This window comes from Dactylosporangium sp. NPDC006015 (genome assembly GCF_040614215.1).
Lineage (GTDB): Bacteria > Actinomycetota > Actinomycetes > Mycobacteriales > Micromonosporaceae > Dactylosporangium > Dactylosporangium maewongense.
In genome coordinates this window covers 44,075-67,388 of the sequence record NZ_JBEXUD010000005.1, presented here as the reverse complement: position 1 = coordinate 67,388, position 23,314 = coordinate 44,075, and the positions used below count along the sequence as shown (strand labels likewise).

The window sequence follows — 23,314 nt, the reverse complement described above, 5'->3', positions numbered from 1 at the left end:
TCTGCGGCCGGTCCGCTGTGGACTACTCCGCTTTGTTGCCGAAGGCCCAGAGGACGCCCTTGGCGAGCAGGTAGTCGAGGCCACCCACGATCGTCAGCATCACGATCACGAACACGACGACAACCACCGTGTAAGTGGTCAGCTCTTTGCGGGTCGGCCAGATCACCTTACGCAGTTCGGCGACAACCTCGCGGACGAAGTTGATGAGCCGCGCGAAGATGTTGTTCGAGCTGCCCTCTTTGACCTTGGTCTTCTTCTTGTCCGTCTCTTTGACGTCCTTGGACTTGGCCTTCGCGTCCTTGGACTTCGTCAGGACCGTCTTGCCGTCCGCGTCGTCGTCATCGGCGTCCACGTCATCGTCAAGGTCGCCGTCGAGCTCGTCGAGCTCATCGGCGAACTCCTCCTCGATGGCCGCGTCCTCGGCGCTGAGCTCCTCGTCACGGCGATCGTCGGCGGGGTCGGTCCCGCGTCGCCTGCGTTCGGCCACTTTCGCCCTCTTCCGTGATCTCGCGAGTGCTCGGTCCGATGAGTGGCCCGCGGATCCGCCCGACCAGGGCCACCGGCGATGAGCCGGCGGCACTCGGCGGGACCAACCCGTGACCGCTGGAGGTCCGACCCGATCGGCGGATCGGGCACCCCAGACCCAGGTCAGGCCTTCGGCGCAGGGGCGACAGGACTTGAACCTGCAACCTGCGGTTTTGGAGACCGCTGCGCTGCCAATTGCGCCACACCCCTTCGTGGTGATCGCGCCTCCCGGACCCCTCTTCAGAGGGTGCCGAGAGGTTGCTCACCCCACGGGCGACCAGTGTACGGGTTCGGGTGGGATATCCCAACCACCCCCCTCCACCGAGTCGCTCCCTATGCCCTGACCAGGGCTTTTGCGGCACCAAGAATCTTGTCGCCGTTGCACGTGGCGGTGATGTCGATCTGCGCGACACCATCCTCCGCTACCCGCTTCACGACGCCGCTCACCACGATCTCGGTGCCTTTGTCGTCGTCCGGGACCACCACCGGGTTGGCGAACCGGGTGGAGTACTCGACGATCGACGCGGTGCCACCCACCCAGCAGGCAACCGCCTGTCCCGCCAGGGCCATCGTCAGCATGCCGTGCGCGATGACACCCGGCAGCCCGACCGAGGTCGCGACGCGGTCGCTCCAGTGGATCGGGTTGAAGTCGCCGGAGGCCCCCGCATACCGCACCAGATCGGCGCGGGTCACCTGGAACGTCTGCGGCGGGAAAACGGTGCCGACCTGCATCTCAGCCCTCCCCACGGACCACGAGGCGGGTCCAGATCGTCACGACGAGCTCGCCCTCGACGGTCGACACCTCGTGCCTGGTCGTCAGGAACGCGTGCCCGGCGCGGCTGCTGATCTCCTCCACCGCCATCACCGTCACCAGATGGTCGCCGGCGACGATCGGCCGCTCGTAGCGGAACGTCTGCCCGCCGTGCACCACCCGGCTGTAGTCCAACCCGAACGCCTGGTCCTCGACCAGCTGCTGCCCGGCGTTCTGACTCAAGATGATCGCGAACGTGGGCGGGGCGATCACGTCCTTGTAGCCCTTGGCGCGCGCCTCGGCGAGATCCCGGTGCACCGGGTCGCTGGCGCTCACCGCGTCGGCGAACTCCCGGATCTTCTCCCGGGCGACCTCGTATGGCGGGGTCGGCGGAAACACCCGACCCATGTACGACTGATCCAACGGCATGGTGTGCAACTTACCGCTGACACGAAAAAGCCCCGGCCGTGGGCCGGGGCTTTGTTCCTTCGTTCCTGAGACTGGTTACCGCGTCTCGCGGTGCACGGTGTGCTTGCCGTCCCGGGGGCAGAACTTCTTCAGCTCGATGCGGTCCGGGTCGTTACGGCGGTTCTTCTTCGTGATGTAGTTCCGCTCTTTGCACTCCGTGCACGCCAGCGTGATCTTCGGACGAACGTCGGTCGCCTTGGCCATGGCGAAGTGCCTTCCTTCAGAGCGGGGTTCAGGTCCAGCGAACGAGCATAGCGGCTCACACTGGCAGTCGCCGAATCGGACGACCTCTGTGGTGCGTCTGTAGCGGTGGCCGGACTTGAACCGGCGACACAGCGATTATGAGCCGCTTGCTCTACCATCTGAGCTACACCGCCGCGGCGGACTCGATGACTCAAGCCCGGTCTCTCGAGCCCCCTTACGGAATCGAACCGTAGACCTTCTCCTTACCATGGAGACGCTCTGCCGACTGAGCTAAGGGGGCGCATCAAGTGCGATCCCGCACATGCGCTCGCTAAGCGTACACGGCCCTCGCCGTGGCACGAAATCGAGTTCCCCGAAGTGGTGTTTGCCCAGCTTGTGACCCCTGCCTCCGGCGTGTCTCCCCGCTTCGGCCGACCCTTCCCGCACTCGCCGAGTGGGCCACGTCACCACCTTCTCGCGGATGCGCCACCGTCCAGCATCACTGCCTGCCGCGCCGGCCTGAACGTCGCGCAGCCCCGGTCCAGGGCGCTGCTTCGTGTGTCGCCGCGAACCCCTGCACCGGGGCACGCCGCCGGGTGACGATTCGGCCGGGAGGTCGGCGGACGACCGGGAGCCTTGGTTCCCACATGTCGCAGGACCGCTCGGGCCTCTCCGAGAGGCACAGGGGCCTCTAGAGGCAACGTCCGCCGGCACGCCCGGCACGTCCACGCCCGGTGACCACCGCGCCGGAGCCGCGTCCCTAGCCGCATCGCCGCGTCGCTCTGCCACATCACCCCGCCGCCCAGCCCAGCCCAGCCCAGCCGCCCGCCCGTGTCGCCCCGCCGCATCGGTTGGCGGGCCTACGGCACAGCGCAGGGCACGGGACTCGGCGGCTGGAGTGGGGCTACGGCACGGCGCGGAGCCAGCGGACCTCGCCCGCGGGTGGGACGGTGGGGTCGGCGTCGGCCTGGATCTGGAGCCAGGACTCGAAGCGCTCGTAGGGCAGTGCGCGGCTGAACAGGAAGCCCTGACCCATGTCGCAGTGCATGTCCTCGAGCAGGCCGAGTGTGAGCTCGCTCTCAACGCCTTCGGCGACCACGGCGAGCCCGAAGTGGCGGGCCATGTCGACAACGGTCCGCACGATCGCGAGATCCGCGGTGTCGGTCGCCATGCCCTGCACGAACGCGCGGTCGATCTTGACCTCTTGCACCGGCAGGCGGCCGAGGTCCGCGAACGACGACCGGCCCGCGCCGAAGTCGTCGACGGACAGCAGCACGCCCAGCTCGCGCAGGCGCTTCAGGGCGGGAACGCTGCGGCCGCTGCCGAGCAGCTCCTGCTCGGAGAGCTCCAGGATGATCCGCTCGGCCGGCACGCCGTGCTTCTCGAGCAGCTCCGACACCTGTAACGGGAAGTCTGCGTCGCCCAGGGTGCGGACCGAGATGTTGACCGCCACGGTGAGCGAACGCCCGGCGTCGGCCCATTCACGGGCCCTGCGGATGCCTTCTTTGAGGACCACACTGTTGAGCCGGGCGAGCTGACCGGTGTGCTCCGCGACCGCGACGAAGTCCGGCGGCGCCACCTGACCGTGCACCGGATGCTCCCAGCGGGCCAGGCACTCCACCCCGACCAGCCGGCGGTCCTTGAGCGACACCTTGGGCTGGAAGTAGACCTCCAGCTCGCCGGTGTTGAGCGCGGCATCCAGGTCCGCGGCCAGCCCGACGCGCCGCACAGAGCGCGACTGCAGGCCGGCGTTGAACAGCTGGACGATCCCGCGCGACTTCGCCACCGATGTGGCCACCACGGCCCGCTGCAGCAGCGCCTCGGGCTCCGAGCCGTGGTCCGGGTAGATCGACACACCGACGTTGGTGTCGACGTCGATCGTGAGCGAGTCGATGACCATCCGGTCGCGCAGCCCCGCCCGCAGCGTGTCGGCAACCGCCGCGGCCGCCTCGGCACTGGCCGTGCGCAGCTCGACCGCGAACTCGTCGCCGCCGACCCGAGCCACCAGCGCACCCTGCGGCGCCAGCCCACGCAGCCGCTTCGCGACCTGGATCAGCACCTGGTCGCCGGCGTCATGCCCCAGCGACTCATTGACCTCGCGCAGCGCGACGACGTCGAACAGCAGCACGGCGACGACCTCGCGCGGTCCCCGGCCGGTCATCGCCTCGCCCAACGCGGTGAGCATCCGGCGCCGGTTGGCCAGGCCGGTGAGCGCGTCGTGGTTGGCGTCGAACTGGAGCCGGTCGACCAGGCGGCTGTTCTCGACCGCCGCGCCGACCTGCAGCGACACCGTTTCCAGCAGCTGCACGTCTTCTTTGCCGAAGAGCACCTTGTCGCCGAGCCGGCCGGCGACCTCCAGCGTGCCGATCGCGACGCCGCTGGAGCGCAGCGGCACGACGATGATGTCCTTGACCTGCGCCTCTTGCAGCGCGGACTGCAGCTCCGGCCCGCCGGCCCTGGGCCCGGCGACGACGGTCTGCCCGGTGCGCATCGCCAGCTGCCGGAACAGGTCCGGTGTCGGGGCGCTGTCCAGCAGCCCCTGGTAGTCGAACCTGGACGACAGCAGCATCTCGTGATGGCGCCCGTGCCGCGGCAGCCAGAGCGTCGCCGAGTCCGCGGTCAGCAGCGCCCGCACCCGGCCGAGCAGCACGTCCGGCAGCGTGCCGTCGTGGTTGGTCGCGGCGATCTCACGCGTCAACGCATAGATCTCGGTGAGGTTGCGGTGCTGCCGGAAGAACTGCGTGTAGGAGCGATACAGAATGAACAGCACGATCGCCAGTGCGACCAGCAGCAGCGCACCCCAGTCGCTGGCGACCAGGGCGAGCAGCATGACCAGGCCCAGGACGATGTTGACGCCCATCACGGCGAATCCGGGGACCGACGACTTCAGGAACTGCGGCAGCTGGCCGACGCCCTGCAGCAGCACCATGACGCCCGCGATGGCAGCCAGGGTGACCACGTTGCCCGCGAGGATGGCCATGCCGAGCACCAGCCACGTCAGCGGCGAGCCGCCGCCGTGCAGCCCGAACTGGAACACGATCAGGTTGGCCGTCGCGGTGCCGGCGAAGTGGCTGGCGGCGTTGAAGGCGACCTTGTGCCAGCTGAACCGCGCACCGAAGACGTTCCACACCAGCCCGGCCGTCACCCGCACCGCCAGGACGAGCCACGGCGAGAGGTAGTACAGCGCCAGGATGAGCGGGATCTCGTTCATCTTGGTGCTCAGGCCCTGCCGCCTGATGTCGAAGCGGAGCTCGAGCGGCGTGGCGAGGGTCGCGAGGGCCAGCAGCGCCAGCGCGTGACCGTAGTGGTGCCCGACGTGTGACGGCCGGTCGGAGAGCAGGATGGGGAGCGAGAGCAGGACCCCCAGGACGAACAGGGGAGCCGTGATCAGCCACGAGTGGACCTCAGAGCGGCTGATCGGAACCTTTGGAGCCGGCACCCATTCCCCTACCTTTCGGGCATGGAGCCTGGTGCATCACACCGTCCGCGACGCGGGCGGGCCGGCTAGCTCCAGTCCCAGCCTTCAGTGACAAAGATCGGCTCGACCACCGGCGGGGCAGTGTGCGGCTGGATGGCGCGCAGAACGCTCACCAGTCTCACCACAGATCCCTCACTGTCCGTGCTCGCATGCGCTGCACCGGCCGAGACACCGAGCGCAACCACGCCAGCGCCGATCATCACCGCGAACCGTGTCATCCAACGGCCAGGCGTCGTCTCTCGCATCTGTCGCTCCCATGCGATCGCAGTGACATCAGGGTCCCGTATGGATACCCACGATCCTGCCACAGCCAACGTCTGATCCAACAGTGCGAGGGCCAGGATGAAGCGCCGCCACGGAAGAATCGACCTTTCGGCCGATTCCGATAGTGGCGATCCGGCTACATCAGCCCGCCTGATCTAAATCCCTGGCAACTTTTTCGCGACGCCGGGAGTCAGACCTGCCCATCTTTCGTCCCCTGACGGACGGGAGACGGGGGGCCTCGTCGCGCACCTCACGCCAACCGGCTTCGGGATCGTCGTCGGCAAGGACCGCGGACTCGACCCAGCCGACCGCATCCCGCTCGGAGTCGAACGACCGGACCCGGAGCCGCCCGTCGGGGCCGCCACGCCGGAGCTCCACCTGCCACCGGCCGCCGGCCGCGTTGCGCACGAAGACGTCCCGCCGCACGAGCCGGGACCACCGCCCGTTCCACCACTGCCGCTCATTCATGGGTACATCTTAGAACGCATGTACGACAATTTTCGGAGCTTCGGGAGCAGGCTCAACCGGTAGCTTGCCTACAGGTCCGGGGAGGGCCGCCGGAACGAGAACGGCCCCGGACCAGAGTCACCCCCGGTCCGGGGCCGTGCTGTCTTGCCAGTGGCGGGTAGAGGATTCGAACCTCTGTAGCTTTCGCGACGGATTTACAGTCCGCTCCCATTGGCCGCTCGGGCAACCCGCCTGGCGGAAGCAAGAATAGCGGTACGCCCCGGGGGCAATGCAAACGGGTACCCTCGGCACGCCCATACCGCCAATCGACCGCACCTCAGGAGCAGCTGCCATGGCTTCGGCACCCTCGTTCGACATCGTCAGCAAGGTCGACCGGCAGGAGGTCGACAACGCGCTCAACCAGGCCGACAAGGAGTTGGGGCAGCGGTTCGACTTCCGCGGCACCGGCGCTGAGATCAAGTGGGCCGGGGAGGAGACGGTCAGCCTCCAGGCGGAGACCGAGGAGCGCGTGGTCGCGGCGCTCGAGGTCTTCAAGGAGAAGCTGGTCAAGCGCAACATCTCGCTCAAGTCGCTGGACGCGGGCGAGCCGCGCGCGTCCGGCAAGACGTACAAGATCGACGCGAAGATCGTGCAGGGCATCGAGTCGGAGAAGGCGAAGGCGATCTCCAAGAAGATCCGCGACGAGGGGCCCAAGGGCATCCAGGCGCAGATCCAGGGCGATCAGCTGCGCGTGACCGGCAAGAAGAAGGACGACCTGCAGGCGGTCATCACGCTGCTCAAGGGCGAGGACTTCGGGATCGCGCTGCAGTTCACCAACTACCGGTGACGGCTCAGTCCTGGCGGGCCGGCGGGCGCCGCTCGGGGCGCTCCGCGGTCTCCTCGGCCCGGATCAGCACGAAACTGTCGGTGTCACAGATCTCGGTGTCGGCCTTCTCCCGATGATCGGGGTCTGCCAGCACGGCGTGGATCGGCAATGCCATGAGGCTGGACCATACACGGACGTGCTCCTGGCATCACTCATGTGAGTGACGTCTGCGTGGCGGCCCGCGCGATCGCGCCGCGCGGGTTGGCCGCCACCAGGGCGCCGAACGCGACAGCGGTGCCCGCCAGCAGAAACGCCCAGACGACGCCGCCGGGGCGGTCGACGACGAGTCCCATCGCGGCGACGCCGGCGGCGCTGGACGCCACGGAGACGGTCACCAGCCAGGTGTACGCCTCGTTCAGCATCGATCCGGGCACGATCTGCCCGACGAGCGAGTTCTGCACGGTGAGGGCCGGGGCGATGGTCGCGCCGCCGAGCACGAGTGCGATGCCGAGCGCCAGCGCGCTGGGCATCGCGGCCAGGATCAGGATGCTGGCGGAGACCCCGCCGAGCAGCCAGCCGAGGCGCCCCGGCGGGCGCGTGCCGAAGTAGAAGCCGCTCACGGCGCTGCCGATGCCCCACACCCCGAGCAGCAGCCCGCCGACGCCTGCCGGGTCGTGCTCGACGTACGCGGTGGCGTACGCCGGCACCGCGACCCCGACCCCGCCGAACGCGAACCCGAGGCCGAACGCGGTCACCAGCAGCGGCACGAAGCCGGGGACCCGCAGCGGGCCGAGGCCCTTGGCGTTGGTGTGGTCCGCGTGGCGGCGCCAGGACCGGATGGCCCGGCCCCGGGCTACGGTCAGTGTGCCGAGGAGCGTGACGCCGGCGGCGGCGCCGAGCGCGACCGCGGGCTGCCACAGCACGACGCACAACGCGACCAGCATCGGCCCGGCCACGAAGACGACCTCGAACAGCGCCGTCTCGGCCGCGAGCGCCGTCACCCGTACGTGTGGCAGGTCGGCGGTCAGCGCGTTCCACGTACCGCGCACCGCAGCCGTCAGCGGCGGGAACGTGGCGCCGGCCAGCACCGCTGTACCGACGACGAACGGCATCGGCGAATGCCGGAGCGCGACCACGATCAGCGCCGCGAGGGCGAGCGGGTGGGCGATGCCGGTGACGAGCAGGACCGGTCCGGGACCGACCCGGTCGGCGAGCCGTCCGGCGATCGGGCTGGCCGCGGCGCCCGCGAGGGCGTAGACGGCGCAGGCGGCGGCCGCCTGCGCGTACCGGCCGGTCGTCTGCTGCAGGAGCAGCAGCAGCGACAGCGAGACCATGCCGATGCCGAGCCTGGCGATCACGCCGACGACCAGGAGGACCGGTGCGCCGGGGAGCCGCCAAACCGCCGCGTACTGCCGCAACGCACTGCCTCATTTCCTGCCGGTAACGGGTGAAGAGCCTGCCGATCCTAACGGCAGGCTCCGGTCACCCGTTCAGGAATTTGCGTCAGCGGCGCGTGACACCCGCCATCTGCTCCAGCCTGGCGATCCGCTGCTCCATCGGCGGGTGGGTCGAGAACAGCGATGCGATGCCCCCGCTCCGCAGCGGGTTGTCGATCATCAGGTGGGCCTGGCTGGCGAGCTGACCGTCGGCCGGCAGCGGCAGGGCCTGCGTACCGCGATGGATCTTGCGCAGGGCGCTGGCCAGGGCGAGCGGGTCCGTGGTGAGCCGGGCGCCCGACTCGTCCGCCTGGTACTCACGGCTGCGGCTGATGGCGAGCTGGATCACGGTCGCGGCGAGCGGGCCGAGGATCAGCATCAGCAGCAGGCCGCCGATGCCCGGACCGTCGTCGTCGCTCGACGAGCCCCCGATCGGCAGGAAGATCGCCAGCTGCGCCAGCATGGTGATCATGCCGCCGAGTGCGCCGGCGACGCTGGAGATGAGGATGTCGCGGTTGTACACGTGTGACAGCTCATGTCCGATCACGCCGCGCAGCTCGCGCGGGGTGAGGATGCCGAGGATGCCCTGCGTGACGGCGACCGCCGCGTGCCGTGGGCTGCGCCCGGTGGCGAAGGCGTTCGGTTGCGCCGTCGGGCTGATGTACAGCCTGGGCATGGGCTGCCCGGCGGACGTCGCGAGCTCCCGGACGATGGCGTAGAGCTCGGGCGCCTGGGCCTCGGTGACAGGCTGGGCGTTCATCGCACGCAGGGACAGCTTGTCGGAGAAGAAGTAGCTGAACGCGTTCATGCCGAGCGACAGGAACACGGCGACGACCAGGCCGGTGCTGCCACCGAGCCAGTAGCCGACGAGCAGGATCAGCGAGGTCAGCAGCCCCAGGAGGGCCGCCGTCTTGAGACCGTTGAGATGCCTGTGCTGCATACCATCTACAACACCCCGGTCGGCCGTGCCCCTTCCCTACGCCGGCTGTGAGCTGGCTGAACGTCTCGTCCGAGCCTCATGGAGTGCCTCATGGGGTGAAGAACGCCGCCAGCTCGAGCACTCCCTGCGGCGCCAGCCCGACCAGCACCGCGAGCACGGCGGCGACCCCGACCGCCGCGGCGACCGGCCACCCGGCGCGCACCGGCGCCGCGCCTGGGGCCATGACCGCTGCGATGGCCGGCGCGGTCGCCGTGGTCGTGGTTGTGGCGGGCGCCGGTGGCGTGGCCGGTGCGCCCGCAGTGGTCGCGGCCGTCGCGGCTGTGACGGCCGTCACGGTCGCTGGTTCCGCGGAACCAGAGAACAGGCTCGCGACGACCCGGATGTAGTACGCGAGGCCGATGACCGCGTTGATCGCGACGACGATCGCCAGCCACGCCGCGTCACCGCCGAGCAGGGATCGCACCACGGCGACCTTGGCGAACAGGCCGGCCAGGCCCGGCGGCAGCCCTGCGAGGCCCGTCAACGCGATCACGAGGACCGCCGTCAGCCACGGCGAGCGGCGGGCGAGCCCCCGGTAGTCGGCGATCTCACCACCGTCGGCACTGCCCCGGACCGCGACGACGGCGGCGAACGCCGAGAACTCGAGGATGACGTAGAAGAGGGCGTACGCGACGGTCGCGGCGACGGCGAGCGCGACCGCCTCGGTGGTGCGGCCGCCGGTCGCCAGGAGCGCGCCGAGCGGGGCCAGCACGTAGCCCGCCTGGGCCACCGACGACCAGGCGAGCAGCCGCACCATGCGCCGCTGCCGGAGGGCGACGAGGTTGCCGACCGTCATGCTGAGCACGGCGAGCACCGCGAGCGTCAGCCCCGACGTGGCGAGGACCGGACCGCCGGCCAGCACACCGACCAGCAGCAGCGCGACAACCCCACCGAGCTTCGAGGCGGTCGACAGGTACGCGGCGACCGGCAGCGGGGCGCCGTCGTACGTGGCCGGCGCCCAGGCGTGCGCGGGCACGGCGGCGACCTTGAACGCCAGCCCCGCCAGCAGCAGCACCATGCCGACCTTCAGCAGCGGGCGCAGCTCGGGCACGGCGAGGTCCGCCCGGGCGATGTCGGCGAGGTGCACGCCGCCGGTCGCCGTGTACACGAGGGCGGCCCCGAGCAGCGCCACCGCCGTCGACACGACGCTGACCACGAAGAACGTGACCGCCGCCGACGCCCCGGCGGTGGCGCCGCGCCTGATGCCGACCAGCAGGTACAGCGGCAGGGTGAGCGTCTCGAGCGCCACGATCAGCGTGATCAGGTCGCGGGCTCCGCCGAGGACGACCGCGCCGGTCAGCGAGCAGGCGAGCAGGAAGCAGTACTCGCCGACGGGCACCTCACCCGTCCGCAGCACCGGCAGCGACAGCGCCACCGCGCCGAGCGCCAGGATCGCGAACGCGGCACCGACGGCCGCGGCGGCCGGGTCCGCCACCAGCGAGCACTGGTCGGGCCCGACGCAGAACGCGGTCCGCCGACCGGCGTCACCGAGCCCCAGCCCGACCCCGATGGCGGTGCCCGCGGTCGCCACCATCCCGAACGCCGTCGTCCCCACGACCGCGCCCAGCCTGCCCGGCGCGACCAGGTCGGCGAGCAGCACGAGGACCGCGGTGGCGGCGGCGACGTACGTCGGCAGGAGCGCGATCTGGTCGATCGTCATCGCCCGACCTCCCTGACAGGCTCACGGCCCACCGGCCCGGGCGCGAACCCGGACTCCGGGCCAGGCAGAACCCAGGCCGCCGAACCGGGCACGTGGTCGGGGCGTGGGCCGGGTGGACGGGCGGCCACGGGTGCGGTGGCCCGGAGTGCGGCGCGGCGGGTGGAAGGCGTCATCGGGTGATCACGCCTGCCAGGGCGTCGGCGGCGCCGGCGGAGAAGAACAGGACGCCCATCGGGACCACGCCGATGGCGAGGGTGAGGACGATCAGCGGGGACCAGGCGACCAGTTCGCCCGGTCGGAGGCGGCCGGTCGCGGTCGTGGTGAGCGCGGTGACCGGTGGCGTCGCGGCGCCGTGGGTGACGCGGCGGAGCAGGCGCAGGAAGTACGCGGCGGCGAGGGCGGCGCCGATGGCCGCGACGACGCCGAGGGTGGTCCAGAGGGGGCCGCCGCGCTCGAAGGCGGCGACGACCGCGAACGCCTCACCCCAGAAGCCGGCGAGGCCGGGCAGCCCGAGGGACGCGATGGCGGCGAACGCGAGGACGCCGCTGAGCGCCGGCGCGGTCTCCCGCAGCCCGCCGAGCTGGGCGAGGTCGCCGGTGTGCGTGCGGTCCTTGATGCCTCCCGCCACGAAGAACAGCAGGCCGGTGATGACGCCGTGGGCGATGTTGCCGATGAGGGCGGCCTGGAAGCCGGTCGTGGTGAGGGTGGCGACGCCGAGGAGGACGAAGCCCATGTGGCCGACGGAGGAATACGCGATGAGGCGCTTGAGCTCCGTCTGGGCGAGGCACACGAGGCCCCCGACGATGATGGCGGCGGTCGCGAGGATCCCGAGGACCGGCGCGCTGCGGGCGGCGGCCTCCGGCGCGACGCCGACGGCGACGCGGAGCAGGCCGTAGGTGCCCATCTTCAGCAGGACGCCGGCGAGGATGACCGAGCCGACGGTCGGCGCCTCGGTGTGCGCGGCGGGCAGCCAGGTGTGCAGCGGCCAGAGCGGGCTCTTGACCGCGAACGCCACGGCGAGCAACACGAACGCGAGCAGCTGCACGCCGCCGCCCATCCGGGTGCTCGTCGGGTCGGACAGCGCGACGAGGTCACCGGTGCCGGCGGCCGACACGACGGTGAAGACGCCGACGAGCAGCAGCACCGAGCCGAACAGCGTGTACAGCACGAACTTGCGCGCGGCGCGGCGGCGGTCGGGGCCGCCCCAGACGGCGATGACCGCGTACATCGGCAGGAGGACGACCTCGAAGAACACGAAGAACAGCACCAGGTCGAGGGCGAGGAACACGCCGATGATGCCGACCTCGAGGACCAGCAGCAGCGCCACGAGGAGCCGACCGCGGCCGGGGTCGGGCACCCGCCAGAGGCAGTACGCGCAGCAGAGCATCGTCAGCCCGGCCGTGAGCGCCACGAGCGGATACGAGATGCCGTCGATGCCGAGATGGAACCGCAGGCTCAGGTCGGGCGCCCACGGCAGGTCGATCTCGGCCCACGGCGCGATGGGGTTGGCCTTGACGGGCGCGAACGTCGGGACCTCGCTCGCCGACGACGGCGGATCCCCGCCGGGCAGGAACGCGAGGACCACGCCGCAGTTCGCGGCGGCGAAGGCGGCGCCACCGATGCGGGCGACCCGGTCGAGCCTCGCCGGCATGCCCGCCGCGAAGAGCGCCCCGATCGCCGGGACGATCAGCAGCGCGAGGAGCAGACCCTGATCGGCGCTCACCAGGACACCCCCACGACAAGTGCGACGACAGCGGCTGTGCCCCCGGTGTGCTGGGGCCGTGCGGGCGCCCCGGCCGAGGGACGGGCCGGACGGGCAACCGGTCCGGCGCCCGCTGGAACATTCCGGCGAGCGGCACGGGACACCGCCGGACCGGCAGCAGGCGGCGCCGCGAAGGCGGGACGGGCGACCGGTGCCGGGCTCCCGAAGACACCCCCGCGCCAATCACGGTGGGAAGCACGGCCGCCGGCGAGAACCGGACGGGACGGCGCGGCGGCGACCGGGAACGTCGCGGGACGGCGCGGGACCGGCTCGATCGAACGATGAGCGAACACCTCGGCAGCACAGCGCGCGAGCGCCGGCCGGACCACCGATGCCGAACTCGTGAAGGCACCCCCGCAGCAACCACGGCCGCCCGAGAGGCCCACACGAGGCGGCGCTGCGGCGGTGGCGGCGGTGCGGGCCACCTCGGCCGGGCGGCGGGCAAACGGCTCGACGGGCCCACAGACCGACGACCGGACCGGATGCCGGACGCGCCGAGCGGCCAGGAAACGCGCAGGCCACCCGGCCCGGACGCGAACACACGGACCGGGCGGCGGCAGGACCGGGACCGGGACCGGGACCGCAGACGAAGCCACCAGGACACCCCCACGACGACGGCGCGCCGTGCCGGCGCCGGACGGCGTCTCGACCGGGCGGCAGACAAGCGGCTCCGCGGACCGGCAGACCGACGGCCGGACCAGGTGCCGGACGCGAACACGCGGGCCGGGTGGCGGTGGGGTCGGGGCCGGGGTCACCAGGACACCCCCACGACGAGGGCGATGACCACGGTCAGCAGGGCGGCGCCGGTCAGGACGGTGGTGACGGCGCGGGGCAGGCCGGCGGTGTGGGCCCGGGTGAGGAGGCCGCCGGTGGTCGTGGCGGCGGTGCCCGTGGCGTCGACGGCGCCGTCGACGGCAGACTCGTCGGTGCGGCGGGCGAGGCGGGCCAGGGCGGTGACTGGGCGGGTGACCAGGGCGTCCTGGACGGCGTCGAGGTAGAAGGCGTTGGCCAGCAGGCGGGTGACGGCGGTGTCGGGCAGCGCGGTGGCCGGGTCGCGCCGCCAGGCGAGGGCGGCCCCCGCGACCAGCAGGGCGAGCGGGATCAGCGCGAAGGCGCCCACCTCGGCGATGGGCCCGTCGCCGCCGAGGCGGGTGGCGAAGGCGGCCGACAGGCCGGCGAAGCCGAGCAGGACCGTCGGCACTGCCAGGACGAGGAGCGGGCCGCGCATCGCCCACGGGGGCTCGTGCGCGGTGCGGGCGGTGGCGGTGCGGGCGTCGCCGAAGAACGTGCGGCGCCAGAGGCGGACCACGTAGGCCGCGGTGAGCAGGACGGTGAGCGCGGCGGCGGCCAGCACGAGCCAGGCCGCCCATCGGGGCAGCGGGGATGAGGCGGTCTCGTCGTGGGCGGCGTGCCAGGCGGCCTCGATGATCGAGTCCTTGCTCCAGAAGCCGGCGAGGGGTGGGACGCCAGCGAGGGCGGCAAGGCCGGCGGTCATGGTCCAGAAGGTCACCGGCATGCGGGGCCGCAGCCCGCCCATGGCGGCCATGAGGTTGGTGCCGACGGCGTGGATGACGGCGCCGGCCGCGAGGAAGAGCAGCGCCTTGAAGGCGGCGTGCGTGAGCAGGTGGAACAGGGCCGCGGCCGGGGCGCCGACGGCGAGGGCGCCGGTCATGTACCCCAGCTGGCTGACCGTCGACCAGGCCAGGACCCGCTTGATGTCGTCCTGCCCGAGGGCGGCGAGGGCGCCGAGCAGCATCGTGATCGACGCCATGACCGCGAGGACGGTGACGGCCGCGGCCGAGCGCTCGAACAGCGGGTGGAGCCGGGCGACGACATAGACGCCGGCGGCGACCATCGTCGCGGCGTGGATCAGGGCGGAGATCGGGGTCGGGCCGGCCATGGCGTCGGGCAGCCAGGTGTGCAGCGGGAACTGGGCGCTCTTGCCGGCGACGCCCGCGAGGAGCAGGACGCAGGCGGCGGTGAGGGTGCCGGCCGGCAGGTCCGCCGCGAAGATGTCGGCGATGCGGAAGCTGTGGGCCTGCAGCCCGAGCAGCACGATGCCGAGCAGGAAGCCGACGTCGCCGACGCGGGTGACGAGGAACGCCTTGACCGCGGCGCGGGGCGCCTCGGGGAGCCGGCGGTCGTGGCCGATCAGCAGGTAGGAGCAGATGCCCATGATCTCCCAGCCGACCAGCAGGGCGATCAGGTCGCCGGAGACGACGACGAGCAGCATCGCGCCGGTGAACAGGCTGACCTGCGCGGCATACGGCGCATAGCGCTCGTCGTCGTGCAGGTAGGCCACCGAGTAGAGCTGGACGCAGAGCGCGACGACGCCGACGGCGACCGCGACCAGGCCGGCCGGGCCGTCGAGCCAGGTGCCGAGCCGCACGGAGAACCGCCCGAACTCCGCGACGGTGAGCCCGGCGTCGGCCGGCCGCGGGCCCCGCACGGCGACGGCGACGGCGCAGGCCAGGGCGGCCGCGGCGGCGCCGGTGCCGAGCGCGGCCGCGACGCCGCGGCGCTGATACCGCAGGAGCAGCCCGAGCAGGCCGGCGGCGAGCGGGACGGCGGGCAGCGCGAGCCCGAGCAGGTCCGCCTTCACCGCGCCACCTCCGAGTCGGGTGCGGGGGCCTCGGTGAGCGGCAGGTCCTCGACGTCGACGGACCGGCGCAGCCGGTACAGCTGGAGAATCAGCGCGAGCCCCACGCCGATCTCGGCGGCGGCGAGCACGATGACGAACAGGGTGAAGGACTGGCCGCTGTGCGGCACGACCGACCGGATCGTCGCGTCGGCGGTGACGAACACCAGGTTGACGGCATTGAGCAGCAGCTCGACCGCCATCAGCAGCAGGACGGCATTGCGCCGGACGATCACGCCATAGACGCCGATGGCGAAGAGCAGCGCCGCGATCGTGAACGGCAGGACCGGATGCATCAGCGCCCCCGCGAGTCGGAGCGGGAGCGGGTGCTGATGTCGGGCCGGGACACCACGATCGCGCCGACCAGCGCCGCCAGCAGCAGCACCGACACCAGCTCGAAGGGCAGGACCCAGGTGCGGAACACCGCGCCGCCGATCGCCTCGGCGGTGCCGGGCGCGGGCAGCCCGACCCGGCTCCAGTGGAACGCGTCGGCGAACAGGACCACGAGCCCGGCGCCGGCGCCGGCGCCGACGAGCGCGCCGGGCCAGCGGGCCCGGTCGAGATCGTCGCTGGCGCCGATCGGCGCGCGGGTCAGCATCACCGCGAAGAGCAGCAGGACCACGACGGCGCCGACATAGAGCAGCACCTGCACCCAGGCGAGCAGCTCGGCCGACAGCACGAGATAGAGCCCGGCCACCGCGCCGAGCGTGACAACGAGCCAGAGCCCGGCGCGCACGACGTGGCGGGTGGTCACGACCAGCAGGCCGGCGCCCAGCGCGACGGCGCCGAGCGCGGCGAGCAGCACATCCGCCGCTGTCATCCCGATGCCACCCTCATGGCGGACATCCTGCCACCAGGGTGTGACAGGTTTCGACCGGCGGGCGGCAAAAGACGAGCAAAAAGCTACGCCCGGAAGCGCGACACCACCCGGCTCAGCTCCGCGGACATGCCCGCCAGCTCCGCCGCCGCCGTCTCCGTCTCCTGCACGCCGACGCTCGTGGACTGCGCCGCCTTCGCCACCCGGTCGATGCTGGCCGCGATCTCGGTGCTGCCGTTCGCCGCGTTCGCCGCGTTGCGCCCCATCTCGTTCGTCGTCGCGGTCTGCTCCTCGACCGCCGAGGCGATCGTCGTCTGGTAGCCGTTGACGCTCTCGATGACCTCGCTGATGCGGCTGATCGCGGCCACGGCGCTGGCCGCGTCGGCCTGGATCGCGGAGATCCGCTGGCTGATGTCCTCGGTGGCCTTCGCGGTCTCCTGGGCGAGGTCCTTGACCTCGTTGGCGACGACGGCGAAGCCCTTACCGGCCTCGCCGGCGCGGGCGGCCTCGATCGTCGCGTTCAGCGCGAGCAGGTTGGTCTGGGCCGCGATGCCGGTGATGACGTTGATGACGTTGCCGATCTCGGCGCTGGACTCGCCGAGCTTCGCCATGGTGCGGGTGGTCTCGTTGGCGGCCTCCATGGCCTCGTTGGCGACCCGGACCGCCTCGGTGGCGTTCTGCGCGATCTCGCGGATGCTCTCGTTCATCTCGTCGGTGCCGACGGCGACGGTCTGCACGTTGCGTGACACCTCGCCGGCCGCGCCGCTGACGGCGGTGGCCTGCTCGGCGGCGTCGTCGACGCCGGAGGCGATGGTGCGGGCGACGCCGGTGAGCCGGTTGGACGAGCCGGCCAGGGACGTCGCGGAGGTGCCGACGAGGCGGACCATCTCCGCGATGCGGTCGAGGCTGTCGTTCAGCGACCGGCCCATCTGGCCGACCTCGTCACCGCTGGTCACGTCCATGCGGGCGGTCAGGTCGCCGCCGGCGACCTCGTCCAGGACGGTCTTGGCGCGGCGCACCGAGCGCACGATCGAGCGGGCGACGAGGCCCGCGAGGAGCATCGACAGCGCGATGCCGAGCACCAGCATGACGATCAGGCTGGTCCGGGCGGAGCTGTAGGTTTCGGTGGCCCGGTCGGAGATCTTCTTCGCGTTCGCCTGCTCGAGGTCGGCGATCTTGCTGCCGGTGTTCTGCTGCGCCTCCAGGATCGCGCCCATCTCCGGCTTGAAGAGCACCCCCATGGCGGCGGGCGTGTTGCCCTGCCGGGCGGCCGGCAGCAGCTGCTCGTCGCGGATCTTGCGGACCGTGGCCATCTGCCTGGCCAGCTCGTCGGCGAGCTGCCTGCCCTCGGCGGTGTGCCGGCTGGCGAGGTAGCCCGCGTACGCGGCGTCGAACTCGGCGTCGACCGGCTTGATGTAGCCGGTGACGATCTGCTCGAGGTTGGCCGCCGGGCTGATGGCCGCCGCGTACATGAGCAGCTGCGTCTCGGTCCAGTGGTTCTGCATCCGCTGGGCGTTGTACCCAGGGGCGCCGGCCGTCGCGTACACGTCGCCGGTGTGCTGGTTGAGCACCCGTAGCCGGGTGATCCCGTAGACGCCGACCACCACCGTCACCACCGAGACGAGCAGGAAGCCGATGAACAGTTTCTGCGAGATCCCCAGCCGGGACATGCCGCCACCTCCGCGCAGTCGGCCGCGGCGAAGGCGCGGCTCACCACGAGGATCGGTCAGACAGCGCCGCGACCTGAGCGTTTTGCGGCGGCGGTCTGCTCTTTGGCCGGTTCGCCGCGGGGGTCGTGGGCCGGCGGGGCGGGGACGGTCGCGACCCACTCCTCCAGGCGTTCCTTCTCGTGCAGCAGGTCCCGGATGTCGTGCTCGGCGTACTCGAACTCGGGCGTCCAGTGCAGCGCGTCGAAGGGGCACACCTCGATGCAGATCCCGCAGTACATGCAGAGGGAGAAGTCGATCGCGAACCGGTCGAGCACGTTGCGCTGCCGGGCCCGCGCCGCGCCCGGGACGACGACCTCCTCCTTGTGGGAGTCGATGTAGATGCACCAGTCGGGGCACTCCCGGGCGCACAGCATGCAGACCGTGCAGTTCTCCTCGATGAGCGCGATGACGCCGCGGCTGCGGGGCGGCAGGTCGGGCTCGACGTCCGGGTACTGGTGCGTGTGGGAGCGTTGGGTCAGCGTGCCGAGCGTGACGGCGAGACTCTTGACGAGGCCCTTACCAGGAATGTCCACAGTCGGAGACCTTTCAGAGCGCGACCTTGACCGCGGCGGTGAGCACGAGCTGCAGCAACGCGAGGGGGACGAGGATCAGCCAGCAGAGGCGCTGCAGCTGGTCCTCGCGCAGCCGCGGATACGCCACCCGCAGCCAGATCACGACGAACGCGACGGCGAAGACCTTCAGGAGTGTCCACAGCCAGCCGAGCTGGTCGTCGAACGGCCCCTTCCAGCCGCCGAGGAACAGCACGGTGGTGAGGGCGGCGATGACGACGATGCCGACATACTCTGCCAGCAGGAAGAACGCGAAGCGCAGGCCCGTGTATTCGGTCATGTAGCCGAAGACCAGCTCGGAGTCGGCGATCGGCATGTCGAAGGGCGGGCGGCGGATCTCGGCGAGCCCGGCGATGAAGAAGATCAGCATCGCGGGGAGCTGCCACAGCAGCCACCAGGGGCGCCACGCCTCGACGATGCCGGACAGCGACAGCGTGCCGGCGGCCATCGCGACCGACGCCGCCGAGAGCACGAAGGGCAGCTCGTAACCGAGCAGCTGCGCGGCCGCCCGCAGCCCGCCGAGCAGCGAGTACTTGTTGGCGGAGGACCAGGCCGCCATGAGCACGGCGATGACGCCGATGCCGACGACCGCGAGGACGAAGAACAGCCCGACGTCGAGCGGCTGGGCGACGAGGCCGTGCGGGCCGAGGGGGATGACGAGCAGGACGGCCAGGTAGGGCAGCAGCGCGACGACCGGCGCGAGCCGGAACACCGGCCGGTCGGCGGCGCGCGGGGTGATGTCCTCCTTCTGCACGAACTTGACGCCGTCGGCGACCAGCTGGGCCCAGCCGTGGAAGGCGCCGGCATACATGGGGCCGAGGCGGCCCTGCATGTGCGCCATCACCTTGTGCTCGGCCTGGCCGACGATGAGCGGCAGGGTGAGGAACGCGCCGACGACGACCAGCACGCGCAGCGCCAGCTCCAACCAGATCGGCATCAGGTCCGGCCTCCCGGCCACTCGCTGGGGTCCGGGACGCCCGGTGGACGCATCGGGGCACGCTTGCTGACGGTGTGCTCGCTCTCCCCGGGCTCCTTCGCGCCGGGCCACGGCTTGGCGACCCGGGACGCGAGGACGAACTCCTTGCGCAGCGGGTGCCCCTCGAACTCCGGCGGCAGCAGCAGCGGCGTGAGCGCGTCGTTGCCGGCGAAGTCGATGTCGAACATCTCGTGGGTCTCGCGCTCGTGCCAGGCCGCGCCCGGATAGACACCGACGGCGGTGGGCACCGACGGCGCGAGCCGCGGCAGCACCGCGCGCAGCAGCACGCCGGACAGGCGCGACGTCGAATAGACGTGCGCCACTACGGCGAAGCCACCCGGCAGCTCGTCGACGGCGGACAGCCAGTCGAAGAAGTCACAGGCCAGCTCGTCGCGCGCGATGCGGAGCGCCTCCGCCCAGCGCTCCGGCGGCACGTCGACCGTCGGCCGGGCGAAGCGACCGCCGCCGGCGGACTCGGTCACGGACGCACCGTCGCCGAACAGCTCGCCGATCTCGTCCGAATCCATGCCCGCGATCCTAAGGCTTGTGTACCGGAGGGGCGGTCAGCGCTTTGACGTCGGTCCGGTTGACGCCGCCGAGCCCCGACCGCTCCCCCGCGATCTTGTCCTGGAGCTTCATGATGCCGTGCAGCAGCGCCTCGGGGCGGGGCGGGCAGCCGGGGATGTAGACGTCGACGGGGATGATCTGGTCGACGCCCTTGGTGACGGAGTAGGAGTCCCAGTAGGGCCCGCCGCAGTTGCTGCACGCGCCGAAGCTGATCACGTACTTCGGCTCCGGCATCTGGTCATAGAGCCGCTTGATCGCGGGCGCCATCTTGTCGGTGACGGTGCCGGAGACGACCATGAGGTCGGCCTGGCGCGGCCCGTGCGCGAACGGGATGACGCCGAGGCGCATGAAGTCGTGCCGCCCCATCGAGGTGGCGATGAACTCGATCGCGCAGCAGGCGAGACCGAAGTTGAACACCCACAGCGAATAGCGGCGGCCCCAGTTGAGCACGAACTTGATCGGGTCGCCCAGGACACTCGACATGTCTTTCAGCCTACGCTCGTCGGCCGCTGCAGCAGACTGAGGAATGCGACCAGTAACTGCTCGCGCACGGCCGGTGGCGCCGCGTTCAACAACGTGTTGATCACGGCCATCCGATCGGGCAGCACCGACGGACCGGAGCCGACACCGAGGGCGGCCGCGACCGCTTCGACGGACCCCAGGAGATCGAAAATCCCGTCAGGAAGCGCGACCGGCCCGAGTGCGCGGGCGGCGTCGACCGAGGCGGCGAGATCCGCCGCGAACTCCGACACCCGGGGCGCCACCGCCGCGGTCACCGTCAGGTGTACCGACGGCGCGATGTCCCCGTGCTGGAACTGCGGCTGCGTGTGCCACCCCCGCGCCGCCAGCTCGTCCGCGAGCACGAAGAGATCCACCGAGGTGGACTGGAACGCGACCACCGTCGACTCGACCGGCAGCAGGACGAGCCCGTCCACGGCGGAGACGGCGGCGGCCAGCCCGCGCACCGCCTCAAGGGTGGTGGCGGCCAGCGCCAGGTAGCCGTCGTCGCCGAGGTGCCGCAGCGTCGCCCAGGCGGCCGCGATCGGCCCGCCGGAGCGGGTCGAGGAGATGACCGGGTTGACCATCGTGTACCCCGGCCAGTCGGCGTAGCCGAAGTACTGCGGCAGCCGCAGCTGCTCGTCGCGGTGCAGCAGGACCGAGACGCCCTTCGGCGCGTACGCGTACTTGTGCAGGTCGACGGAGATGCTGGTGACGCCCGGGACGGACAGGTCGAACGGCGGGACCGGCTCGCCGAGGCGGCGCAGGAACGGCAGCGTCCACCCGCCGAAGCAGGCGTCGACGTGGCAGCGGACCCCGGCCGCGGCGGCGGCGGCCGCGATCGGCTCGACCGGGTCGATGAGCCCGTGCGCGTAGGACGGCGCCGAGCACGCCACGAGCACCGTGGAGGGCCCGATGGCCGCCGCGACCGCCTCCGGGTCGACCCGGAGGTCGGCGCCGACCTGTACGACATCCAACGCCACCCGGAGGTAGGCGGCGGCCTTCGCGAGCGCGGCGTGCGCCGTCACCGGCATCACCAGGCGCGGCTCGGCGATGTGCGGCGCGGCGTCCCGGGCGGCCTTCACCGCGAGGATGAGCGACTCGGTGCCGCCGCTGGTGACGCTGCCGACCGTCGCCGGGCCGCCGCCGAGGACCGCCGCGGCCATGCCGACGAGGTCGTTCTCCATCCGCAGCAGCGACGGGAACGCGGTCGGGTCCAGCCCGTTGACGTGCGCGGACGACGCGTACGCGGCGGCGGCCAGCTCGTCGAGCCCGGGCACCGCCGGGTCGTAGACGTAGGCGAACAGCCGCCCGCCGTGCGTCGGCAGGTCAGCCTTGCGCAGCTCGGCGAGCTCCGCGAGCACCTGCTCGGCCGGGACACCCTTCACGAGACCTCCTCGGTGAGCCGTCGTTCGGTCAGGTCGTAGCCTCGCAGACCGATGAGCGCCGATGCCACGACGATGGCCGGCACGACGGTGAATCCGAGCAAAACCCCGAGTTTCGCGGTGTCCGACTGTACGGCCGCCTCCCCCGACGAGCTGGAGACGTATCCGAAGATCGCCAGCAGGACGGCGAAGACGCCGGGGCCGAGCGCCATGCCGAACGTCTCCCCCGCGGTCCACAGGCCGGTGAACACGCCGGCCTGGCGCCGCCCGGTCCGCCGCGCGTCGAAGGCGATGCAGTCCGGCAGCATGGCCATGCCGAAGACCTGCTGCCCCGCATATCCGCTGCCGACGAGCCCGGTGAGGACGTACACGGCGACGGCGGGCAGCAACGGGGCGAACGCCAGCAACGCCGCGGCGGCCGCGAACACCAGCGACGCGACCGTGTAGGAGCGCAGCTTCCCGAGCCGCGCGCCGACCCGGGTCCAGACCGGCATCACGAGCAGCGCCGGGCCGACGAAGCAGGCGAAGAGCAGCGTCGCGCCGGTGTCCGGGGACTCGAGGATCTGCGTGGCGAAGTAGCTGACCCCGGCGAGCATCGTGGCGATGCCGGCGGCCTGCACGACGAAGCAGATCAGCAGCAGCCGGAACGGCCGGTTGCCCCGCACGACCTTCAGCTGCGCGGCGAACGACGGCTCGCTCGGCAGCACCTTGCCGACCGGGGCGCTCCTGGTGCCGAAGAAGGAGCCGAAGGTGCCGATGAGGATCAACGCCGCGACGAACACCCCCATCGCCCGGTGACCGGGGACGCCGCCCCCGAACTGCTTCGTCACCATCGGCGACAGCGCGCCGGAGACCAGGATCGCGACCGCGAGGATCGCGACCCGCCAGCTCATCAGCCGGGTCCGCTCGGCGTAGTCGTCGGTCATCTCGGCCGGCATCGCGACGTAGGGCACCTGGTAGAACGCGAACGCGGTCGCCGCGAGCAGGAACATCACGGCCGCGTAGGCGGCCGATCCGCCACCGAACGGCGCGGCGAAGATCCCGGCGAACAGCACCGCGAGCGCGAGGCCGCCGAAGAGCAGAAATGGCCGCCTGGCACCCATCGAGGTGCGAGTACGATCGGAAATCCTCCCGGCAACCGGGTTGATCAGCACGTCCCACGCCTTCGGCGCCAGCACCAGCAGCCCGGCCACCCCGGCAGCGACGCCGAGGGTGTCCGTCAGGTATGGCAGTAGGAGAAGTCCCGGCACGGTGCCGAACGCGCCGGTGACCAGTGAGCCGAGCGCGTAGCCCGCCCGCACACGTCCCGGCAGGACCTCGGTTCGCACGTCTGGGGCCATGGTCCACGGATGCTAGCCATCGCCTCGCAGGAAGGG

At 71.5% G+C, this 23,314-nt stretch carries 22 protein-coding genes, 4 tRNA genes and 1 pseudogene; 1 reads left to right on the top strand and 26 read right to left on the bottom strand.

Annotation, left to right across the window (positions count from 1 at the left end):
• Positions 1-22: 22 nt before the first annotated feature.
• From secE to ABZ321_RS10875, 11 genes are all read right to left on the bottom strand, one after another.
• Entirely contained in the window at positions 23-487 is a 465-nt protein-coding gene (secE, locus tag ABZ321_RS10925) for a preprotein translocase subunit SecE (RefSeq protein ID WP_344501849.1), read from the bottom strand.
• A 175-nt stretch (positions 488-662) separates the two neighbouring features.
• A tRNA-Trp gene (locus ABZ321_RS10920) sits at positions 663-735 on the bottom strand.
• Between the two features lie 123 nt (positions 736-858).
• Positions 859-1,257 (bottom strand): MaoC family dehydratase, encoded by a 399-nt coding sequence (locus tag ABZ321_RS10915; protein WP_344501850.1) that lies wholly within the window; start codon positions 1,255-1,257, stop codon positions 859-861.
• 1 nt (position 1,258) lies between these two features.
• Positions 1,259-1,705 carry a MaoC family dehydratase N-terminal domain-containing protein gene (locus ABZ321_RS10910; protein WP_344501851.1) on the bottom strand — a complete coding sequence of 149 codons (447 nt, stop codon included), beginning with the start codon at positions 1,703-1,705 and terminating at the stop codon, positions 1,259-1,261.
• Between the two features lie 75 nt (positions 1,706-1,780).
• Positions 1,781-1,948: a 50S ribosomal protein L33 gene (gene rpmG / locus ABZ321_RS10905; protein ID WP_033357682.1), complete on the bottom strand. Its 168-nt coding sequence runs from the start codon at positions 1,946-1,948 to the stop codon at positions 1,781-1,783.
• Positions 1,949-2,048: 100 nt separating this feature from the next.
• Positions 2,049-2,121, bottom strand: a tRNA-Met gene (locus tag ABZ321_RS10900).
• A gap of 34 nt (positions 2,122-2,155) precedes the next feature.
• A tRNA-Thr gene (locus ABZ321_RS10895) sits at positions 2,156-2,228 on the bottom strand.
• 603 nt (positions 2,229-2,831) lie between these two features.
• On the bottom strand, positions 2,832-5,366 hold the full coding sequence (locus ABZ321_RS10890) for a bifunctional diguanylate cyclase/phosphodiesterase (protein WP_344501852.1): 2,535 nt from the start codon (positions 5,364-5,366) through the stop codon (positions 2,832-2,834).
• Positions 5,367-5,431: 65 nt separating this feature from the next.
• Positions 5,432-5,650 carry a hypothetical protein gene (locus ABZ321_RS10885; RefSeq protein WP_344501853.1) on the bottom strand — a complete coding sequence of 73 codons (219 nt, stop codon included), beginning with the start codon at positions 5,648-5,650 and terminating at the stop codon, positions 5,432-5,434.
• 160 nt (positions 5,651-5,810) lie between these two features.
• Complete coding sequence (locus ABZ321_RS10880; RefSeq protein WP_344501854.1) at positions 5,811-6,137, bottom strand: hypothetical protein; 327 nt, start codon at positions 6,135-6,137, stop codon at positions 5,811-5,813.
• A gap of 151 nt (positions 6,138-6,288) precedes the next feature.
• Positions 6,289-6,369, bottom strand: a tRNA-Tyr gene (locus ABZ321_RS10875).
• Positions 6,370-6,468: 99 nt separating this feature from the next.
• Between ABZ321_RS10875 and ABZ321_RS10870 the strand changes: the two genes are divergently transcribed.
• Positions 6,469-6,963 carry a YajQ family cyclic di-GMP-binding protein gene (locus ABZ321_RS10870; protein WP_344501855.1) on the top strand — a complete coding sequence of 165 codons (495 nt, stop codon included), beginning with the start codon at positions 6,469-6,471 and terminating at the stop codon, positions 6,961-6,963.
• A gap of 4 nt (positions 6,964-6,967) precedes the next feature.
• Here ABZ321_RS10870 and ABZ321_RS10865 read toward each other — a convergent pair whose 3' ends face one another.
• From ABZ321_RS10865 to ABZ321_RS10795, 15 genes and pseudogenes are all read right to left on the bottom strand, one after another.
• Positions 6,968-7,117 carry a hypothetical protein gene (locus ABZ321_RS10865; RefSeq protein WP_344501856.1) on the bottom strand — a complete coding sequence of 50 codons (150 nt, stop codon included), beginning with the start codon at positions 7,115-7,117 and terminating at the stop codon, positions 6,968-6,970.
• A 37-nt stretch (positions 7,118-7,154) separates the two neighbouring features.
• Positions 7,155-8,360, bottom strand: coding sequence for an MFS transporter (locus tag ABZ321_RS10860; protein WP_344501857.1), 1,206 nt, complete (start codon positions 8,358-8,360; stop codon positions 7,155-7,157).
• 85 nt (positions 8,361-8,445) lie between these two features.
• Entirely contained in the window at positions 8,446-9,318 is an 873-nt protein-coding gene (gene htpX, locus ABZ321_RS10855) for a zinc metalloprotease HtpX (protein WP_344501858.1), read from the bottom strand.
• An 88-nt stretch (positions 9,319-9,406) separates the two neighbouring features.
• Positions 9,407-11,017 carry a proton-conducting transporter membrane subunit gene (locus ABZ321_RS10850; protein ID WP_354890823.1) on the bottom strand — a complete coding sequence of 537 codons (1,611 nt, stop codon included), beginning with the start codon at positions 11,015-11,017 and terminating at the stop codon, positions 9,407-9,409.
• Between the two features lie 169 nt (positions 11,018-11,186).
• On the bottom strand, positions 11,187-12,740 hold the full coding sequence (locus ABZ321_RS10845) for an NADH-quinone oxidoreductase subunit M (RefSeq protein ID WP_344501860.1): 1,554 nt from the start codon (positions 12,738-12,740) through the stop codon (positions 11,187-11,189).
• A 790-nt stretch (positions 12,741-13,530) separates the two neighbouring features.
• On the bottom strand, positions 13,531-15,381 hold the full coding sequence (locus ABZ321_RS10840; protein ID WP_354890822.1) for an NADH-quinone oxidoreductase subunit L: 1,851 nt from the start codon (positions 15,379-15,381) through the stop codon (positions 13,531-13,533).
• Positions 15,378-15,713 carry an NADH-quinone oxidoreductase subunit NuoK gene (gene nuoK / locus ABZ321_RS10835; protein ID WP_344501862.1) on the bottom strand — a complete coding sequence of 112 codons (336 nt, stop codon included), beginning with the start codon at positions 15,711-15,713 and terminating at the stop codon, positions 15,378-15,380. Before nuoK ends, ABZ321_RS10840 begins: the two co-directional genes overlap by 4 nt.
• Positions 15,713-16,237: an NADH-quinone oxidoreductase subunit J gene (locus ABZ321_RS10830; protein WP_344501863.1), complete on the bottom strand. Its 525-nt coding sequence runs from the start codon at positions 16,235-16,237 to the stop codon at positions 15,713-15,715. The genes nuoK and ABZ321_RS10830 overlap by 1 nt, the downstream gene beginning before the upstream one ends.
• Before the next feature lie 83 nt (positions 16,238-16,320).
• Positions 16,321-17,904 carry a methyl-accepting chemotaxis protein gene (locus ABZ321_RS10825; protein WP_354890821.1) on the bottom strand — a complete coding sequence of 528 codons (1,584 nt, stop codon included), beginning with the start codon at positions 17,902-17,904 and terminating at the stop codon, positions 16,321-16,323.
• A gap of 74 nt (positions 17,905-17,978) precedes the next feature.
• Positions 17,979-18,476: pseudogene (locus ABZ321_RS10820) on the bottom strand (NADH-quinone oxidoreductase subunit I); the annotation flags it as partial.
• A gap of 13 nt (positions 18,477-18,489) precedes the next feature.
• Positions 18,490-19,449 (bottom strand): NADH-quinone oxidoreductase subunit NuoH, encoded by a 960-nt coding sequence (gene nuoH, locus ABZ321_RS10815; RefSeq protein ID WP_354890820.1) that lies wholly within the window; start codon positions 19,447-19,449, stop codon positions 18,490-18,492.
• Complete coding sequence (locus ABZ321_RS10810; RefSeq protein WP_344501866.1) at positions 19,449-20,015, bottom strand: NADH-quinone oxidoreductase subunit C; 567 nt, start codon at positions 20,013-20,015, stop codon at positions 19,449-19,451. The genes nuoH and ABZ321_RS10810 overlap by 1 nt, the downstream gene beginning before the upstream one ends.
• 10 nt (positions 20,016-20,025) lie before the next feature.
• Complete coding sequence (locus ABZ321_RS10805) at positions 20,026-20,538, bottom strand: NADH-quinone oxidoreductase subunit B family protein (RefSeq protein WP_344501867.1); 513 nt, start codon at positions 20,536-20,538, stop codon at positions 20,026-20,028.
• Positions 20,539-20,543: 5 nt separating this feature from the next.
• Positions 20,544-21,941 carry an aminotransferase class V-fold PLP-dependent enzyme gene (locus ABZ321_RS10800; RefSeq protein WP_354890819.1) on the bottom strand — a complete coding sequence of 466 codons (1,398 nt, stop codon included), beginning with the start codon at positions 21,939-21,941 and terminating at the stop codon, positions 20,544-20,546.
• Positions 21,938-23,266, bottom strand: coding sequence for an MFS transporter (locus ABZ321_RS10795; protein WP_344501869.1), 1,329 nt, complete (start codon positions 23,264-23,266; stop codon positions 21,938-21,940). Before ABZ321_RS10795 ends, ABZ321_RS10800 begins: the two co-directional genes overlap by 4 nt.
• Positions 23,267-23,314 lie beyond the last annotated feature (48 nt).